This window comes from Achromobacter sp. 2789STDY5608615 (assembly GCF_001298995.1).
Lineage (GTDB): Bacteria > Pseudomonadota > Gammaproteobacteria > Burkholderiales > Burkholderiaceae_B > Achromobacter > Achromobacter insuavis.
Map to the genome: position 1 here is coordinate 57973 of NZ_CYTY01000026.1, position 18261 is coordinate 76233.

16 protein-coding genes and 1 pseudogene are annotated in these 18261 nt (G+C 66.5%); 9 read left to right on the forward strand and 8 right to left on the reverse strand.

The window, feature by feature from the left end; all coding sequences use genetic code 11:
- Positions 1-87: 87 nt before the first annotated feature.
- The 9 genes and pseudogenes from AOZ49_RS21155 (at position 88) to AOZ49_RS21190 (ending at position 8801) form a co-directional block, all read left to right on the forward strand.
- Positions 88-615 (forward strand): hypothetical protein, encoded by a 528-nt coding sequence (locus tag AOZ49_RS21155; protein ID WP_156355706.1) that lies wholly within the window; start codon positions 88-90, stop codon positions 613-615.
- Between the two features lie 132 nt (positions 616-747).
- A complete protein-coding gene (locus AOZ49_RS21160) occupies positions 748-1611 on the forward strand; it encodes a hypothetical protein (RefSeq protein WP_156355707.1) in 864 nt (287 codons plus the stop codon).
- 429 nt (positions 1612-2040) lie between these two features.
- Positions 2041-2679, forward strand: coding sequence for a helix-turn-helix domain-containing protein (locus tag AOZ49_RS32655; RefSeq protein WP_156355708.1), 639 nt, complete (start codon positions 2041-2043; stop codon positions 2677-2679).
- Positions 2680-2772: 93 nt separating this feature from the next.
- A complete protein-coding gene (locus tag AOZ49_RS31890) occupies positions 2773-3177 on the forward strand; it encodes a hypothetical protein (RefSeq protein ID WP_156355709.1) in 405 nt (134 codons plus the stop codon).
- A 305-nt stretch (positions 3178-3482) separates the two neighbouring features.
- Positions 3483-4346, forward strand: coding sequence for a hypothetical protein (locus AOZ49_RS21170; protein ID WP_054477573.1), 864 nt, complete (start codon positions 3483-3485; stop codon positions 4344-4346).
- A 102-nt stretch (positions 4347-4448) separates the two neighbouring features.
- Positions 4449-5211, forward strand: a pseudogene (locus AOZ49_RS21175) (YhcG family protein); the annotation flags it as partial.
- A 197-nt stretch (positions 5212-5408) separates the two neighbouring features.
- Positions 5409-6932 carry an aminotransferase-like domain-containing protein gene (locus tag AOZ49_RS21180; protein ID WP_054477575.1) on the forward strand — a complete coding sequence of 508 codons (1524 nt, stop codon included), beginning with the start codon at positions 5409-5411 and terminating at the stop codon, positions 6930-6932.
- Positions 6933-7057: 125 nt separating this feature from the next.
- Positions 7058-8053 carry a tripartite tricarboxylate transporter substrate binding protein gene (locus tag AOZ49_RS21185; protein WP_054477577.1) on the forward strand — a complete coding sequence of 332 codons (996 nt, stop codon included), beginning with the start codon at positions 7058-7060 and terminating at the stop codon, positions 8051-8053.
- A gap of 28 nt (positions 8054-8081) precedes the next feature.
- Positions 8082-8801: a class II aldolase/adducin family protein gene (locus AOZ49_RS21190; RefSeq protein ID WP_082380529.1), complete on the forward strand. Its 720-nt coding sequence runs from the start codon at positions 8082-8084 to the stop codon at positions 8799-8801.
- On the opposite strand, the gene AOZ49_RS21195 is transcribed toward AOZ49_RS21190, so the two are convergent.
- The 8 genes from AOZ49_RS21195 to AOZ49_RS21230 all read right to left on the reverse strand — a co-directional run bounded on the left by AOZ49_RS21195 (position 8749) and on the right by AOZ49_RS21230 (position 18261).
- Positions 8749-10014 carry an MFS transporter gene (locus tag AOZ49_RS21195; RefSeq protein ID WP_054477608.1) on the reverse strand — a complete coding sequence of 422 codons (1266 nt, stop codon included), beginning with the start codon at positions 10012-10014 and terminating at the stop codon, positions 8749-8751. The two genes, AOZ49_RS21190 and AOZ49_RS21195, sit on opposite strands and share 53 nt — an antisense overlap.
- Positions 10015-10166: 152 nt before the next feature.
- Positions 10167-11597: an NAD(P)/FAD-dependent oxidoreductase gene (locus AOZ49_RS21200; protein WP_054477579.1), complete on the reverse strand. Its 1431-nt coding sequence runs from the start codon at positions 11595-11597 to the stop codon at positions 10167-10169.
- 39 nt (positions 11598-11636) lie between these two features.
- The gene (locus AOZ49_RS21205; RefSeq protein ID WP_054477581.1) at positions 11637-12029 is read right to left on the reverse strand and encodes a nuclear transport factor 2 family protein; all 393 of its coding nucleotides are present in this window, start codon (positions 12027-12029) and stop codon (positions 11637-11639) included.
- Positions 12030-12171: 142 nt separating this feature from the next.
- Positions 12172-13104 carry a CobW family GTP-binding protein gene (locus AOZ49_RS21210; RefSeq protein ID WP_054477583.1) on the reverse strand — a complete coding sequence of 311 codons (933 nt, stop codon included), beginning with the start codon at positions 13102-13104 and terminating at the stop codon, positions 12172-12174.
- Between the two features lies 1 nt (position 13105).
- The gene (locus tag AOZ49_RS21215; RefSeq protein ID WP_054477585.1) at positions 13106-14767 is read right to left on the reverse strand and encodes an amidohydrolase; all 1662 of its coding nucleotides are present in this window, start codon (positions 14765-14767) and stop codon (positions 13106-13108) included.
- Positions 14760-16391, reverse strand: a complete 1632-nt coding sequence (locus AOZ49_RS21220; RefSeq protein WP_054477587.1) for an ABC transporter ATP-binding protein — start codon at positions 16389-16391, stop codon at positions 14760-14762. Before AOZ49_RS21220 ends, AOZ49_RS21215 begins: the two co-directional genes overlap by 8 nt.
- Positions 16391-17296 (reverse strand): ABC transporter permease, encoded by a 906-nt coding sequence (locus AOZ49_RS21225; RefSeq protein ID WP_054430650.1) that lies wholly within the window; start codon positions 17294-17296, stop codon positions 16391-16393. The genes AOZ49_RS21220 and AOZ49_RS21225 overlap by 1 nt, the downstream gene beginning before the upstream one ends.
- Positions 17293-18261: an ABC transporter permease gene (locus AOZ49_RS21230; protein WP_054477589.1), complete on the reverse strand. Its 969-nt coding sequence runs from the start codon at positions 18259-18261 to the stop codon at positions 17293-17295. Before AOZ49_RS21230 ends, AOZ49_RS21225 begins: the two co-directional genes overlap by 4 nt.

The following is an 18261-nucleotide window of genomic DNA, read 5'->3' on the forward strand; positions in this document are numbered from 1 at the left end:
TCCTCGGCGCTCGAGGCATCGCGGGACTATCGCGGGTGAGTCTTGCAAAGTTGCCCAAGCTCGCACACGCCACTTGCTCAAGCTGAGATGGGCGAAAGTGAAACAGACATTGCGGCCCTGCAGAAGTTGCAAGGAGCACTAGAATCACTTGGTTTTAAGTTGCTGGTAGGCACACGCGTCACCACTCTCACCTTTCACGCCGCCCCAGACGGACTCGACATGTTCTGCGTGCGATATCTATCCATGCCCCAGGGAATTCGCCGGGTATATAGCAGCCCCCTCGGCGTGGTCGACCTGATTGAAGATCTGCGGCAGGCCGGCGTCGGGGTCTCCAACGAACACGAACTCGAAGAGGTATGCATGACCTCGGGCCAACCCTGGATTGCAACCTTCATCGCGCGGGGAAAGACCGGGCGCAAGCGAGGGATCCAGTTCCTGTGGGCTGACGACGGCCGCTCCCATGAAGCGAGATGCAATAGCGTATGCCGTGTGTTGGATCGCTATGCTGTCACCACGAGCCAAGTTGCGGAATTCATCACGGCCGTTCGCTCACAGGACCATCGGAGCGTGTTGTGGGGTGAGATTGCAGGGACCGCTCATCACGGCGAAAGTTAACATATCCCATCCGCTAGGATTGGTCACCGGATAGCAGCTGACCAGGACATCACGAATTGGGGCTTGATGGATGAATGCAACGGGTGAAAATTCAGGTGGCAAGGAGGCGAGATTTGCGAGTGGCTGAATGCGATGAATAAAAGCCAATACCTAGTTGGCAATTTGGATGTGGCAGGCTTTCGTGATTGGATTGCGCAGCGCCTTCAGGGACAACCTGTGCCGTTCCGGATCGGAGCACAGCACTATGCCAGTTTGCCAGAGGCAAAAGCTGTGTACGCATGGCCTTTGAAAGCCAAGGATGGCCTACCGAAATCGCACAACAGCAATCCGTATATCTATCCAGTCCTGCCGCGGCTTGCTGCCAGCTCGGGCCTGGAGAGCAATACGGCCGTGCTGAACAACCTGCAAGACGCTCTACGCACCGCATTCATGGGCCAAAACACTCTTAGGCTGGCCGGGGCAATTGCCGGGATCTTGCACTGGGGCGGGGTCTATACGACTACGCGAGGTGGCGGAAACAAGCCCTGGTTAGCACGCAACTACACGCGTCTGCATGATCTCTTGAACCAAGTTGTCATCGATCACGCGAGCGGAAGCGATGTGAGCACGGTGTCCGAGCTTCGGTTCAATGCCGGGATGACCAAGGTGTATGCCCTTTTGCTAGACGACTTCATCATCTACGACAGCCGGGTGGCAGCATCGCTGACATGGCTCGCGCTCCACTGGTGGAGGGACGTCAAAAACTCGAACTCGATCCAGTTGCCGGCCGCTCTACGGTTTGGAACCTTGCCGCCCAGAGGTAACGCTCGAGGCCACCGAAATGCAGCGCCTGGAATTTTCCATGAGATCAAACGGGCGCAGGATCACTACATGTGGAACGTGCGGGCGAATTGGCTGTTATCGGACGCATTGAGCCTGGCCGGCAAAGAGAGTCAATTCGCGACACTCCGCGAGGTTGAGGCTGCGCTCTTTCAGATGGGCGATCGAGTGAGATAGAGATACGGTCATTGAGGGCGATCAACCAGCCGACTGTTCGCGCTGTGACTGGCCACTCCGCGGCACAGCCCCCCCCCTAGATACCCTAAAGACAGACCGCCAGCAACAAGGCCAACGACGTGCGAGACAGTCCGGTCAAGTTCGTGTTCAACATCCCGCCCGCATACTCTATGGAGCGTTAACTGCAGTAGGGGGTGCGGCCCGGTGGCCGATAGCAGCGACTCCCACGCCAGCCTAAAGCGGAGATTGCACTATACGAACAATGGGCGTATAGTAACTATTAAACGCCCATTGACTGCATAGGAAGCCACCATGCTCGGTAACATGCCCGCCCCCTTCCCCTTGCGTCCTGCTGCTGCACGGCTTCGGCACGCTCACCCGCCCAAATCGTCGGCCTGGCCAACGACGCCTGCCCCTGCCACTGTTCCCGTGGGCAAGCATCCCGATGCATGCATCGTACGTACAGCACGCGAGTATTGGGGCTTCACGCAGGAAGAAGCGGCGGCCAAAGTGTTCGCCGCGCAACGCACGTGGCAGAAATGGGAGGCAAGGAACAGTACGGCAATGCCGCTCGCCGCATGGGCTTTGTTCAACCGCGTCGCGTCCGAGCGCGACGCCACCCATTTTCAGTTCGTCATTGCGCATGGCGCGCCTCTGGTAGTGAAAATCGGTTCGTTCGTAATGTTGCAGCCGCGCCGAGGTCCTCGGCTTATCGCACAACTGCTCGCTGACGACGGCGCCAGTTGCGACGATTTGACGCCAGGTACGCCACAGGGGCGGGCGCATGGTGTCGTCGTCGGCTTTCCTGACCTGGATGACGCTGAACTGATCGGTTGCCCCTACCGCCGCGGTGAGCCGGTACGGTTTTCCCTGCACAACATCATGACCGTAATGCATCAGCTGCCGGACGCACATCGCTACGCAGTCTCGGTCGATGATCCGGCCGTGCTTGAAGCTCTCGACGCGACAGTGGAACGCCTGCTCCGAGTTGGAGTCCCCAGCAAGGTGGATATAGTCCGAGACGGACGAAGCGTAAGTGCTGTTCTGACCGCAACATCTACTGCATAACAGTCGGCCGAGACCGCGCCAGGTCCCTCGACCGTCACACCAAATATCATGCCCCAATAGCTTGCATGCCCCCCTTTTCGCTGAGACCATGCCATGAATCCTGCCGATGCCGAGAACACGACAAAGCTAAACGCCTCCCAAGAATCGTGGCCAATACTCCTGAATGAAACGGAGCTCGTACTCGAACTGGGCTTGCGCCAAACCATGTGGGTCAACGGTGCTGGGCGGACGATCCTTTTGGCCGACTATCGCGTCGGAGGTGAAGTCTGGCAGGTCCATAAGAACGATGCAGACCCCTACCCATCCCGGCCACATGCGCATTGCATCTCCGGCCCTGCTCGCCTCAGGGGCTGCACCCTGCATCTGGGTACCGCCGAACTGTTCCGCGGTAGGCAAGGCCTAAACCGCTACCTGGCGCAGCGTCAATTCGACGCTCTTATCGACCGGATTCGGCCTAAGTTCCCCGGTATCACTCTACCGTTGCCGGCCACCGCTTGACCCACCGAGACCAATAGTAAGATGACTTCAACATCAGATGTCATCTTGTTCTAGCCAGGTAACGACCCACGAGCCACGGACCGCCACCTAAGCGGCAGCTGCGCTTCTCTTCACCATCGGCTGTCGAAGTTCATTGAAGTTGGAACCATTCAAGTTGATATTCGCCCGAATGGTTCACTTGCTAGCGCGGCGACTGCGTGATAGAGAGGCGGGTTGAACAAGGTCTCGCTCGATGATAAATGTAAGGCCAAACTCGGGGTATAACAGCCCTCCCCGGCCAGGACTGGCCACTTAGCAAACTGCACATGACCGCCGGACCACAAGATTTTCAGATCACATCGCATTTCTATAACAATGCGATCTTCATCATCGACGCGCTTTCGCCTGACGATAGTCAAACGGGCGAAGCCATTCACCACGCGCTGCAGCTCATGGTCCAGGTGCCTCAGCACCACCAGCCGATCGTCCAACGGATTTGCGTAACCACGCCAGACCAAATGCTCGACGCGCTTGAGTCCATCCGCCGGCAGTGCAAGTTCAGTGGGATAAAACCTCTCGTGCATATCGAGAGCCACGGCGACGATATCCAGGGCATCAAGGTTGGCACGCAGATGATGTCGTGGAAGACGCTCGAGCGCGCACTCGGCAAGATCAATAAGGCCTGCCGAGGGGATTTGGCTGTGATTATGGGCGCTTGTTTTGGCCTCTATGCCATTAGCGAGATCTCAATTGAGAAAGCGTCTCCCTTCTACTTCCTAGCCGGCCCGGATAAACCAATTGGATCGGATGCAATTCGTCAGGAGACCTTGCAGTTCTACCAAGCATTGCTGGCCTCAGGTGACCTTCGGCTGGCGGTGGCTAAGCTAACAAGCATGCAAGCCTTCTACGCCGAGAAGCTCCTCGCTCGCGCACTGGCCCAATTCTATCGACAGGCTTGCCTAGGCAGTAAGGGTCAGGCCAGGGTCGAACGTTACCTCTCGGAGTTCAGCCAAGGCCGAGGTGGCTTTGCCAATCGAGCCCAGTTGCGTGCTGTCCGTCAAAAGGCGAAAGCGCACGTCCGGAGGGGCAGCCAACAAGAGACCTTTAATCGCATCACGAGCCGCTTTCTTCCATATAAGAAATGCTCATTCAAGCATGAGGATCTGCTGTCTTGGGCTAGGAACGGATGACCACAGAATGAAGACGCCTCAAGCGCAACCTCAGAGAACCAAACCTCAAGTTGAACGAAATTCGACATTAGCTACCTAACCGGCACACTGTCTGGGAAATTGAGGCTGTCCGCCTTGGCGCAAGCGTTCACGCTGCCGTGGTCGGCCTACGTCCGGCTGCTATCGGTCAAGGACGACAACGCCCGCCAGTTCTACCACGCCGAGGCGCTGCGGGGAGGTTGGAGCGTACGCCAACTCGACCGGCAAATCGAAAGCCAGTTCTACCAACGCACGGCACTGTCCGGCGACAAGGTCGCGATGCTGGCCCAGGGAGCCAGGCCACAGACCGCGGATGCCATGACCCCTGGCGATGCAATCAAGGATCCGTATGTCCTGGAGTTCCTCGATCTCAAGGACGAATACTCGGAGTCCGATCTTGAGGCCGCGCTCACCCAACGGCTGGAGGACTTTCTACTTGAACTGGGCGAAGGATTCACTTTTGTCGGACGGCAGCGACGGCTGCGCATCGACCAGACCTGGTACCGGGTGGATCTGCTGCTCTACCATCGCAAGTTGCGCTGCCTGGTCATCATCAACTTGAAGCTAGGTAGTCTGAGTCATGCAGACGTGGGCCAAATGCACATGTATTGCATACTATGCCAAGGCGCATTGGGCCTATCCCGACGAGAATCCGCCCGTGGGGCTGATTCTCTGCGCCGACCGGGGCAGCGCGCTAGCACGATATGCGCTGGACGGCTTGCCAACCCAGGTGATGGCCGCCAACTACCGGACGGTGCTGCCGGATACGGAATTGCTGCAGAAAGAGCTGGAAAACACCCGTCGCCTGCTGGAGTTCCGCAGCGCGTTTCGACCCAGGCCAAACTGACGATCACACCACGAGGTGCATTCCAAGCTCCATCTCGTTCCATTTTCCTGCAAACACGCCCAAATCCACACCGCCGGCAGGGCAATCCCCCATTCCTTTCGCCCACGCCGCTCCTCTATCCTGGGGTTCCGTCCCTGCTCCCGCCCGACGCCCGGCGCCGCGGCGGCCAGGGCGCGCCGCCACTTCAAGGAGCCGCCATGTCCAGCCAGGCCTCGATGCTCAAGCCTGTGTTGTGGGAACGCCTGTTCGAACGGGAGAGCGCGCCCAACCTGAGCCTGCAGGGGCGCGTGCGGCAGATGCTGGTGTCGGCCATCCTCAGCGGGCACCTGCCGCCGGGCGCGCCGGTGCCGTCCAGCCGCTACCTGGCGGACCAGCTGGGCATCGCCCGCAACACGGTGGTGTTCGCCTACCAGCAGCTGGTCAGCGAGGGCTATCTGGAATCGCGCGAGCGCAGCGGCCACTTCGTGCACGACGGCGTGCTGGAGGGCCGGGCCGCGCCCGCCGCCGGCGAACCAGGCCTGGCGCCGCCGGCCGACCAGATCCGCTGGGACGAACGGCTGCGCTTCCGGCCCAGCCGGCAGCGCAACATCATCAAGCCGCGCGACTGGCAGACGCAGCCCTACCCGTTCGTCTACGGCCAGTTCGACCAGGACCTGTTCCCCACCGCCGACTGGCGCGAATGCTGCATCAAGGCGCTCTCGGTGCTGGACATCCGCAGCTGGGCGCCGGACCTGATCACCCACGACGACAGCGCCCTGATCGAGCAGATCCGCACCCAGGTGCTGCCGCGCCGCGGCATCTGGGCCGACGCCGAAGAGATCGTGGTCACCGTCGGCGCGCAGCATGCGCTCTATCTGCTGGCCGACCTGCTGGTCAACGACGATACGGTGGTCGGCATGGAGGACCCGGGCTACCCCGATGCCCGCAACATCTTCGCCAGCCACACCCGCCACCTGCTGCCGCTGCCGGTGGACGAACAGGGGCTGTGCACCGGCACCCAGCTGCTGGGCTGCGACTATCTGTTCGTCACGCCCGGCCATCAGTGCCCCACCACCGTGACGCTGTCACCGGCCCGCCGCGAAGCCCTGCTGACGCTGGCGCGCCAGGCCGACAGCCTCATCATCGAAGACGATTTCGAAAGCGAAAGCCGTTGGGGCGACGGCGCCATCCCGGCGCTCAAGAGCCAGGACCGCGACGGCCGCGTGATCTACGTCGGCAGCCTGGCCAAGTCGTTCGCGCCGGGGCTGCGCATCGGCTATATCGTCGCGCCGCGCGAGCTCACGGCCGAACTGCGCGCGCTGCGCCGGCTGATGCTGCGCCATCCCTCGGCCTATATCCAGCGGGCGTTCTCGCTGTTCATTTCACTGGGGCACCATCATTCGCTGCTGCGGCGGCAGTCGCAGGCCTATCAGAAGCGCGGCACGGAGCTGGCCGAGGCGCTGGCGCACTGGCTGCCCGATTTCACCGCCGTGCCCATCACCGGTTCTTCCTCGTGCTGGCTGAAAGGCCCGGAATGGCTGGACGCCACCGACCTGGCGCAGGCCGCGCTGGCCGAAGGCGTGGTGGTGGAACCGGGCCAGGTGTTCTTCATGGACGCGGCCGGCGCGCCGCGCAACTTCCTGCGGGTCGGCTTCACGTCGATCCGCGCCGAGCATATCGGTCCGGGCATCGAACGGCTGGCGCAGGTGGTACGCCGTTTCCGCCTGCGCGCGGCCGCCTGACGCCGCCGACGCCGCCATACGCGCCATACGCGCCATCGTATGGAAAATAATATTTTTTCATTGGAACTCGCATGGCCAGGTCCAGATAATGGCTCCACATAAAAAAACCATACGGAGACATCAACATGACCAAGCCATGCATGGCGAGGCGCTTGCGGCTGGGCGCCGCCCTCGCGCTCGCCCTGGGCTTTTCCCCCGCCTGGGCCCAGGCCCCCTATCCCGCCAAGCCCATCACATTGATCGTGCCCTTCGCCGCGGGCGGCGGCGCGGACGTGGTGGCGCGCCTGGTGGCGGCGAAACTGCCGCAGCAGCTGGGCGGCCAGACCGTCATCGTCGACAACAAGCCGGGCGCCTCGGGCAACATCGGCGCGCAGCAGGTGGCGCGCGCGGCGCCTGACGGCTATACCTTCCTGCTGACCAACAGCACGCTCACGATCAACGCCGCGCTGCAGATGCGCGGCACGCCGGACGTGAAAAAGAGCCTGACGCCGATCTCGCTGCTGGTGTCGGCGCCGGTGGCGCTGGGCGTCAATCCCGCGATTCCCGCCAAGACGGTGCCGGAACTCGTCGCCTATATCCAGCAGAACAAGGACAAGCTGAGCTATTCGTCCTGCGGCAACGGCACGCCCCAGCATTTCGTGGGCGAGTCGGTCAAGCAGATGGCGAAACTGGACATCGTCCACGTGCCCTACAAGGGTTGCGCGCCCGCCATCAACGACGGGCTGGGCAACCAGGTGCCGGTGCTGTTCAGCACGATTCCCAACCTGGCCCCGCATGCGGACGCCGGCAAGCTGCGGATGATCGCGGTGGCCTCCAGGCAGCGGGTCTCGTTCCTGCCCAACGTGCCCGCCATCGCCGAGACCGCGCCCTTCGGCGACCTCGACATCTCCGTGTGGTTCGGCATCCTCGGCCCGCGCGATCTGCCCGCGGACGTGAAGACCAGGTTCGAGCAGGCGGTGGCCGCGACGATGGGCAACCCCGCCGTGCAGCAGGAGTTCCGCGACCGCTACTACGAGGTGGTCGAGGCCGGCGCGGCCGCGATGACCCGGCAACTGGACACCGACCTGGGACTGTACAGCGCCCTGGCCAGCAAATCGGGCATCTCGCTGGACCCGCAATAGCCATCACGCAATACAAGGGAAAAATCACGTGAGCACTTCCACCCGATACCAACAGGTCATCGACGACCTGGTCACCGCCAACCGCATCCTGGCCCGCTTCGGCGTGCTCGACGGCTTCGGCCATGTCAGCGTCCGTCACCCCGACAACCCCGCGCATTTCCTGCTGTCGCGCTCGCTGGCGCCGGAACTGGTGACCGCGCAGGACATCATGGAATTCGACGAAACCTCCGAGACCGCCGCCGCGGACGGCCGCAAGCCCTATCTCGAGCGCTATATCCACGGCGAGATCTATCGCGCGCGGCCCGACGTGCAGGCCATCGTCCACAGCCATTCGCCGTCGGTGATCCCCTATGCCGGATCGAATGTGCGCCTGCGCCCGATCTACCACATGGCCGGATTCCTCGGCGCCGGCGCGCCGGTGTTCGACATCCGCTGCTGCTTCGGCCACACCGACATGCTCGTCAGGAATCGCGATCACGGCCGGGAACTGGCGCAGACCCTGGGCCAGAGCAAGGTCTCGCTGATGCGCGGACATGGCTTCGTCGCGGTCGGCGGCGACATTCCGGTGGCGGTCTACCGCGCCATCTACACGGAGATGAATGCCTCGCTCCAGCAGAAAGCGATCGGCCTGAACGGCGAGATCACCTATCTGTCGGACGAGGAAGCGGCGCTGGCCGACGACATGATGGCCGGCGTCATGAATCGTCCTTGGGAGCTCTGGAAGAAGCAGGCGTCCGGGCAAGCGTGATCCCGCCGGCGATGGCGATGTTCACCGCGACCAGCGCCATCATCGCGCCCAGGACGACGTCGATGCCGTGGGCGGCGATCAGCCTGCCCGCGACATACGGAAACCCGAACGCGCCGGCGAAGTAGCCCAGCGTGAACACCTGCGACGCCACCGGCATCGACAGGTCCGATTCGCCGGCGATGTTGACCACCATCGCGTTCAGGGTCGAATACGTCAGGCCGTAGCCGGTGGCGAACAGCACGGTGGCGCCGACATAGAGCCAGACGCTGCCCGGGTTCACCGCCAGCAGCGCGATGCCGGCCAGCGTCACCCCGAACAGGCACAGCGCCAGCGGCCGCAAGGGCAGTTTTCCGATCAGCGAGGCCACCGAAAAGCGCAGCGCCACCGTGGTGATGGTGAAGGTCAGGAAGAACGTGTCCGGCGTCAGGCGCAGCGGCCGCGCATACAGGCTTTGAAAGGTGGACAGTCCGGCAAACGTGCAGGCGGACAAGCCCATCATCAGCACGGGCATCCAGGCGCGCGATCGCAGCACCCGCCCCACCGCCGGCAGCGACAGCGCCACGGCGTTCATCGGCAGCTGCGGCAACCGCGCCAGCGGGCCGCGCAGCCCCCAGGCCAGCGCGGCCGCGGCCACGCAGACCGCCGCGTAGGCGCCAAAGGCGAACGGGGCGCCGCCGAACCGCGCCGCCAGGAAATGACCGAGGGGCGCGGCCAGCCCCAGGCCCAGCATCTGCGAGCCGGACAGCAGGGTCAGCGCCTCCAGCCGGGCCGCGGGCTTCAGGCAATGGATCAGCTGGATCGGCGCCAGCATGTAGAACAGCGCCCAGCCCAGGCCCAGCAGCACGCCGCCGGCATAGGCCACCGCGATGCCGGCGCTGGCCGCCAGGGCGAAGCAGCCCAGCGCCAGCGCCATGATGAGCGCGGCCGCGGCGATCACCGGCAGGATGCCGATGCGCTGCGCGATCCGGCCGGCAAAGGTGGAACCGGCCAGCGTGGCAAGGGTGCCGATGCTGATGACCATGCCCGCCTCGGCGGCCTCGAAGCCGGCGGCCGGCAAGGCGTCGGCCAGCAGGAAGCTGGCGCCATAGGCAATGGCGAGCGCCAGGGCCGACAGCAGATAGGGAATCAGGAGCCGCGCCGGCACCCTGTCGGCCAACAGCGAGGCCGCATCCCGCGGCGCGATGAACGGCGGAATGGGCCGCAACGGCGGCATGGCAAGCGGCGGGCTGCGCATCGGTGCAACGGGCGTTGTGGGGTCCACGGATGCAGCACAGTACCAGCAATCCGGGCGCGCCAGGCGACCGGATTGCGCGCCCGCCGCGCGGGCAAAACTGTCAGGCGCGGCGACCAGGCCAGGCCCGTCGGTCAGAGCACCTCGTCTCGCAGGTAGTACCACCGGTACAGCAGCGCCTGGCCGATCCGGCGGAACGGCGCGAACAGGTGGCCGGGCAGCGGCGTGTTGTAAATCGGCAAATTCCAGCTGACCCCGTCCTGCCCCATCATGCGCTGCGCCAGGCGCCGGCCGGCATGCGCGGAGAACGCCACGCCGTTGCCGCCGTAGCCGAAGGCGTAGAACACCTGGCGCGCCGGATCGGGCTGGGTGATGCGCGGCATCATGTCGTGGCTGACGTCGACCCAGCCGGTCCAGGCGTAGTCCACGTCGATGCCGCGCAGCGCGGGGAACTTGCGCGCCAGGCCATCGCGCAGCAGCGCCAGGTGGCGCGGATGCTGCGCGTCGGCGCCGCGCAGCGCGCTGCGGCTGCCGATCTGCATGCGGCCGTCCGGCAACAGCCGGTAGTAGAAGCGCAGGGTGCGGGTGTCGGTGATGAACACGGTGCTCTTCAGGCCGGCCCGCGCCCGTTCGTCGGGCGTCAGCACCCGCGTCACCATGGAATTGGACAGGATCGGCATGATGCGGTTGTCCAGCAGCCGGTTCACCCCTTGCGCCGTGTAGCCGCCGGTCGCGAACGCCACGCGCCGGGCGCGCACGGTGCCGCCCGGGGTCTGCAGGCGGTAGCCGCCGCCCTCTTCGGTCCAGCCCAGCACCGGGCTGCCCGGATGCAGCCTCACCCCCAGCGCGCGGGCCTGCCGCATGTAGCCGTAGGCCAGCTTCAGCGGATGCACGCCGATGCCGTCGGGTTCGAGCAAGGCGCCCATCGCCTCGTGGTCGTCGACGTAGCGCTCGCGCAGCTCGTCGCGGGTCAGCATGCGGGTGTCGTAGCCGAACTGCTCGCGCATCACCCGCGCCTCGTTGCGCAGGAAGTCCATCTTCTTCTCGCGGTGCGCGGTGTAGAGATGGCCGCCGGGCTGCGCATCGCAATCGATCTGCGCCACCAGGCTCTTCCAGTAGTCGAAGCCCTCGTGGATCTCGGCGTCCAGGCGGCGCGCGGTCTCCAGCCCCCAGCGTTCGATCCATTGCGAGCGGTACAGCCGGCCCGAGGCGTTCTGGCCCTGCCCGCCGTTGCGGCTGGTGCAGCCCCACACGGCGCGGTTGGCCTCCAGCACCACCGCCCGCACGCCATAGTCGCGCGCCAGCGCCAGCGCCGCCGACAGGCCGGTGAAGCCCGAGCCGACGATGACCACGTCGGCCTCGATGTCGCCCTGGATCGGCCCGTCGTCCGCCGGCGGCGGTCCGGCCGTGGCGACCCAGTAGGTGGGCGCGTATTCCTGCCCGCGTCCGGGCGGCGACACCAGCGGGTCGTAGGTCGGGTTGTAGGCGCTGGCGGCCGGGCTGGCGGCCGGCGCGCCGGCGGGATCGACGAACGTACCGACGGTATTCGACAGATCGGAAGACATAGCGGCATCCATGGGGCGGTGTCCGGTGGCGGCGTCGGCTCAGGCGCGGGCCGGCAGCGCCGGGCGTTGCTTGCGGAAGGCGTTCTTGACGCGGATCTTGCCGTCCTGGAACGTGAACACGTCGACCATGTCGGCCTCGACCCGCGAGCCGTCCGCGGCGGCGCCGGTGAAGGTGCATTCCGACACGCCGCGGTCGCCCGCCACCCAGTGGCGGCCGTTGTTCCATTGCGCATCGGGAAAGTTCTTCCAGGCCGCCTCGAAGGCCGCGCGCACCGCCTCGCGGCCACTGTGCCGGGCGCCCCAGCGCTCGGGGCCGCCCACCGTTTCGAAGACGCAGTCCTCGCTCATGAAGGACATCAGGGCGTCGATATCGTGGCGGTTCCAGGCGGCCGCGAACTCGGCCAGCATGTCCACGGTGACGGTCTTGTGCATTGCCTACCCTCCTCGATCGCCGGGCGCGGCATGCGCCCAGGCTCTGGATCCAAGGTACGCGGGGGGTCGGGCAGGGTCTAGAACCAGACGCGGCAAATCGCTTGCACCAGCCTGCCGCCGGCGCGGGCGATGGCGCCGCGGCTCAGGCCGCCGCCGCCGCCGACGCCAGCCGCGCCGCGACCTCCTCGCCCCGCGTCAGGCCGCGCATGCCGATGAAGACCAGCCCGGGCGATTGCGCCTCGGGCGGACGCGCCGCGCGCGTGTCGAAGCGCACCCGCCGCCCGGCCAGTTGCACCAGCACCCATCCATGGCGTTCGGTGCGCACCCAGCCCTTGGCCCGCAGCCAATGGCGCGGCAGTTGCCGCAGGGCCTCGGCCAGGCGGTCGGCGTGCAACAGGGCCGGCGCCGGCCACAGCCAGCTTTGGAAGGGATGCCGTGGATCGTGCGCCGCGTGGCCGCAATGCGGTCCGCGGCACGCATGGGCCTCGGACGAGCCGCCGGCCAGCATCGCCAGTTCCACCCGCGCCTCCCGCGTCGCCACGATCGGCGCCCCGCCCGACTGCCTCCGCAGCCAGTCGCGCAGCGCCGGCAGGCCGGCCGCCGGCAGCAGGTCGGTCTTGTTCAGCACCAGCAGGTCGGCCGCGCGCAGCTGGCGTTGCGCGGTATCGGCCAGCAGGGGATCGGCCAGCGTGTCGCGGATGCCGCTGGCGTCCACCAGCACCACCACCGCCTCCAGTTGCAGCAGCGGATCCGACAGGCCCACCTGCGCGATGCGCCCGGGGTCGGACACGCCGCTGGCCTCGATCACGATCCATTCGGGCGCGGGGTCCAATGCCAGCACCCGCGCCAGCGCGTCGTCCAGGCCGCCGGCCATCGAGCAGCAGACGCAGCCGTTGGCCAGACGGATCACCTTGTCGGCGCGCTGCGCCAGCAGGCCGGCGTCGATGTCCACCGGCCCGAAATCGTTGACCAGCACCGCCGCGCGACGCCTGCCCGAGGCCAGCACGTGGTTCAGCAAGGTGGTCTTGCCGGCGCCCAGGAAGCCGCCCACCACCGTCAGCGGGATGCGCGCCATGTCAGGCCGCCTGGAGCGCCAGCGGCCGGCCGCCGATGACGGTGCCCAGCACCTCGATGTCCTTGAGCCGTTGCGGCGGCGCCTCTAGCGGATCGTCGCGCAGCACGCAGAAATCGGCGTGCTTGCCGACCTCGATCGAGCCGACCAGGTGGTCCATGTGCAGCGTGTAGGCCGCGCCCAGGGTGATGGCATGCAAGGCCGCTTCGACGCTGATGCGCTCGGACTCGCCCAGCACCCGGCCCGAGGCGGTCTGGCGGTTGACGGCGCACCAGGCCGTGAACAGCGGCCCCAGCGGCGTGATGGGCGCGTCCGAATGGATCGCGAACGGCACCCCTGCCCGCGCGGCCGAGGCGCAGGCGTCCATGCGGTTGGCGCGGTCCGGCCCCATGGTCAGGGCATGGTGGGCGTCGCCCCAATAGAAGATGTGGTTGGCGAACAGGTTCACGCACATGCCCAGGCTGGCCATGCGGCGGAACTGGGCCGCGTCCGCCATCTGGCAATGCTGCAGCGTGTGGCGGTGGTCGCGCCGCGGACTGCGGCGCAAGGCGCGGTCGATGGCGTCGATGGCCAGCTCGGTGGCCTCGTCGCCATTGGTGTGGATGTGCAACTGCGCGCCGGCGTCGTGATAGGCCTGCACCAGGGCGTCCAGCTCGCCCGGCGCGATGACCCAGATGCCGTTGGGCGCGCCGTTGTAGTAGCCCGGCCAGCGCACCCTGGCGGTGAAGCCCTGGATGGAGCCATCCACCACCAGCTTGACCATGCCCAGGCGCAGCTTGCCATGGTTGAGCCGGCCGGCCTCGCGCAGCTTCGCCAGGCAGGCGGCCGGATCGCCGGCATAGGCCAGCGCGGACGCCGCCGGCACGATGCGCACCGGATAGTCCGGCTCGGCCGTGACCCGCGCCAGCGTCGCCAGGCCCTCGTCGCCCAGCTCATTGACGAGATCCGTGGCGGTGGTGACGCCGGCCCATTGCGCCACTTTGCCGAACATGCGCAGGCCGTTTTCCGACAGGCCCACGGTGCGGAACGGATTGCCGATCAGCCGCATCACCGGGAACATGGCGGCGAACTCGCACAGCTCCCCGCTGGGCTGGCCGTCGGCGAAGCGGCTGATGCCCTCGATATCGGTGTCGCGGTCGATGCCGGCGCGGGCCAGCATCGCCGTGTTCACATTCATGAGGTGCATGCTGGCATGCATCACCACCACCGGCCGGTCGACCGACACCGCGTCCAGGTCGCGCACGCTCATGCGCTGGCCGCCGAAGAAGATCGGATCGAAGCCCCAGCCGATCAGCGTCTGCGCCGGCGCCAGGCCGGCGGCGAACTCACGCAGGCGCGCCGCCACCGCCTCGAAGCTCTTCAGCCCCGGCCACACGCGGCCGTCCGGCCCGCGCCGGTCGTAGTAGCCGACATAGGCGAACTGCCACATGCCGCCTTCCGGCAGGTGGCAGTGCCCTTCCACCAGGCCCGGCATCAGGATGTGGTCGGCATAGCGCTCGTCCAGCGCGGCGTCGCCCCAGCCAGCCAGGTCTTCGCGGCTGCCCACGCCGAGGATGCGGCCCTCGCGCACCGCAACGTGCGTGGCGCGCGGCTGGGCCGGATTCATCGTCAGGATGGCGCGCGCGGCGTAGATCGTCGTGCGGGCGGAAGACTCGGTGTCATGCATGCTGCGTACTCCAGGTTGAAGGATCCGCCAGCGCCCGCGGATCGGGCTTGTTCCAGGCCTTGCCCGGCACCGCGTCGATCAGGCGGCGCGTGTACTCATGCCGGGGGTGGTAGAAAATGGCGGCGGCGCGGTCCAGTTCCACCAACTGTCCGCGCCGCATCACGGCGATGCGGTCGCAGATCTGCGCCGCCACCCGCAGGTCGTGGGTGATGAACACCACCGACAGGTCGAACTGGTCGCTGATCGTCTTGAGCAGGTCCAGCACCTGCGCCTGGATCGACACATCCAGCGCCGAGACCGCCTCGTCGGCCACCAGCAGCCGCGGCTTGAGCGCCAGGGCGCGGGCGATGCCGACGCGCTGGCGCTGGCCGCCCGAGAACTGGTGCGGATAGCGTTCGCCGGCATCGCCGCCCAGCCCCACCAGCGCCAGCAGCTCGCGCGCCTCGCGCAACGCGGTCTGCCGGCTCTCGCCGAAACCGATCGGCCCCTGCGCGACCGAATCGACCACGCGCTGGCGCGGATTGAGCGAGGCGTAGGGGTCCTGGAACACCATCTGGATCTGGCGCCGGTAGGGACGGAACTGGCGCGGCGTCATGCCCACCAGCTCACGCCCCTCCAGCTGCACGCTGCCGCTGTCGGGCTCCAGCAGTCCGATCAGGGCGCTTCCCAGGGTGGACTTGCCAGACCCGGATTCGCCCACCAGCCCCAGGGTCTCGCCCTGGCGGATCTCCAGCGAGATGTCGCGCAACGCGTCAACCCGCCGCCCGCCGGTGACGAAGGTCTTGCACAGGTTGGCCACGCGCATCAGCGGCGGCGTGGCGGCGGCCTCCTCCTTGCCCTCGGGCTTGTGGGGCACCGCCGCGATCAGCTGGCGGGTGTAGGGATGCTGCGGCCGGTTCAGGATGTCGTCGGCCGCGCCCGCCTCCACCACCACGCCCTGGCGCATCACCACGATGCGATGGGCAATGTCGGCCACCACGCCGAAATCGTGCGTGATGAAAATCACGCCGATCCCCATGCGCCGCTGGATGTCCTGGATGAGCGCCAGGATCTGCGCCTGCGTGGTGACGTCCAGCGCGGTGGTGGGCTCGTCGGCGATCAACACATCCGGCTCCAGCGCCAGTGCCATCGCGATCACCACGCGCTGGCGCTGGCCGCCGGACAGCTGGAACGGAAAGGCGTCATACATGGCCGGGGGGTCGGGCAGCAGCACCTGGCCGAACAGGTCCAGGACACGCTGCCGGCGCGCGCCCGCATCCAGCCGGGTGTGCCAGGCCAGCACTTCCTCCACTTGCCGGCCCACGCGCATGAGCGGATTGAGCGCGGTCATGGGCTCCTGGAACACCATGCCGAACTTGCGGCCGCGCAGGCCCTGCCAATCCGCCGCCGACAGGCCGACCAGGTCGCGCCCGCCGTACAGGATCTGGCCCTGCGTCACGCGCAGCTGGTCCGGCGGCAGCAGGCCCATGATGGCCTGCGCGGTGACCGACTTGCCCGACCCCGATTCCCCCACCACGCACAGGATCTCGTTGCGGTTCACCGTGTAGGACACGCCTCGCACCACCGCCGGGCCGCCGTTGAGGGTGGACACGCCGAGATCGCGGACTTCAAGCAGTGCGCTCATCAGGCCCTCCGTTTGCTGGCCAGCTTGGGGTTGAGGGCATCGTTCAGGCCGTCGCCGATCAGGCTGACCGCCAGCACCGTGACGAAGATGGCCGCGCCCGGCAGGGTCACGGCCCACCACGCCGTCAGGATGTAGGGCCGGTTGCTGCCGATCATCAGGCCCCAGCTCATCACGTTGGGATCGCCCAGCCCGAGGAAGGACAACCCCGCCTCGAACAGGATCGCGGTGCCGATGGCCAGCGTGGCCGACACGATCAGCGGCGCCAGCGCGTTGGGCAGGATGACGCGCCAGATGATGCGCGCGTTGCTGGAGCCGATCACCCTTTCGGCCAGCACGTATTCGCGCTGCTTCAGGCTCAGGAATTCGCCCCGCGCCAGGCGCGCGGTGCCAGTCCAGCTGACCACGCCGATGGCCACCGCGATAGTGGTCAGCGAGGGGCTGAACAAGGTCACCAGCACCATGGCGAACAGCAGCGCCGGCAGCACCTGGAAGAACTCCGTGATACGCATCAGCGTCTCGTCGACCCAGCCGCCGTAATAGCCGGCCAGCGCGCCCACGGTGATGCCGATGGCCATCGACAGCACCGCCGCGACCACCCCGACCAGCAGGGTGGCGCGGCCGCCATGGATCAGGCCGGTCAGCACGTCCCGGCCGAGATAGTCCGAGCCGAGCAGCAGGTCGCCGCCCGGCGGCTCCATCGGCGCGCTGGCGATCTCGAACGGATCCGCCTGCATCACCAGGGGCCCGAACAGCACCAGCGCCAGGATGGCGGCCAGCAGCAGCACGCCGATGAGCGCGCCGGGGTTGCGGACGAACACGCGCAGCGCCTCGTACGCGGGCCGCGCCGATCGCGGGCGGGCCGCGTCGGCGACGCCGCCGGAAAGCGTGGGAGGGGCTTGGCTCATGAGGTCTTTATCCTGGGATCGATCAGCCGGTAGGCCAGGTCGGTGAGTTGGTTCATCACCACCACCAGCAGGGACGCGAACAGCAGGATGCCGAGCAGGGTCGGATAGTCGCGCCGCAGCACGGAATCGAACGCCAGCCGGCCCAGGCCCGGCCAGTTGAAGACCGTTTCCACCAGGATGGCGCCCGCCAGCACGTTGCCGAATTGCAGCCCCAGCATGGTCACCACCGGCAGCACGCCGTTGCGCAGCGCGTGCCGGTAGAGCACGATGCGCTCCGGCAGCCCCTTGGCGCGGGCGGTGCGGATGTAATCGGCCGCCAGCGCATCCATGACGCTGGCGCGCGCCAGCCGGCTGTATTGCGCCAGGTACACGAACGCCAGCGTGAAGGCCGGCAGCACCAGGTGGTGCAACACGTCCAGCATCCCGGCCCAGCCATCCTCGGGGCCGCCCGCCGAACGCATGTCGGACACCGGGAACAGCGGCAGCGCCGAGGCGAACAGGATGATGAGGATGATGCCGGTCCAGAACACCGGCGCGGAATGGCCCACGATCGACATCAGCGTGATGCCCTGCGACAGCGGCCCGTTGGGCTTGCGCGCCGCCAGCGTGCCCAGCGCGGTGCCGGCCACGAAGGCGCTGGACACCGACGTCACCACCAGCAGCAGCGTGGCCGGCACGCGTTCCCAGATCAGCTGCGCCACCGGCAGGTTGAAGAAATAGGAATAGCCCAGATCGCCGCGCGCCACCTGCGACAGATACAGTCCCAGTTGAACCAGGAACGGCCGGTCCAGCCCGTACTGGGCCCGCAGCTGGGCCCGCAGCTCCTCGCTGATGCCGCCCATGGAGCCGGCGATGGTCTCGACCGGATCGCCGGGCGAGATGTGGATCAGCAGGAAATTGAGCGTCACCACCGCCAGCAGCAACACCACCGCGTAGCCGATCCGACGCGCGAGATAGCGCAACAT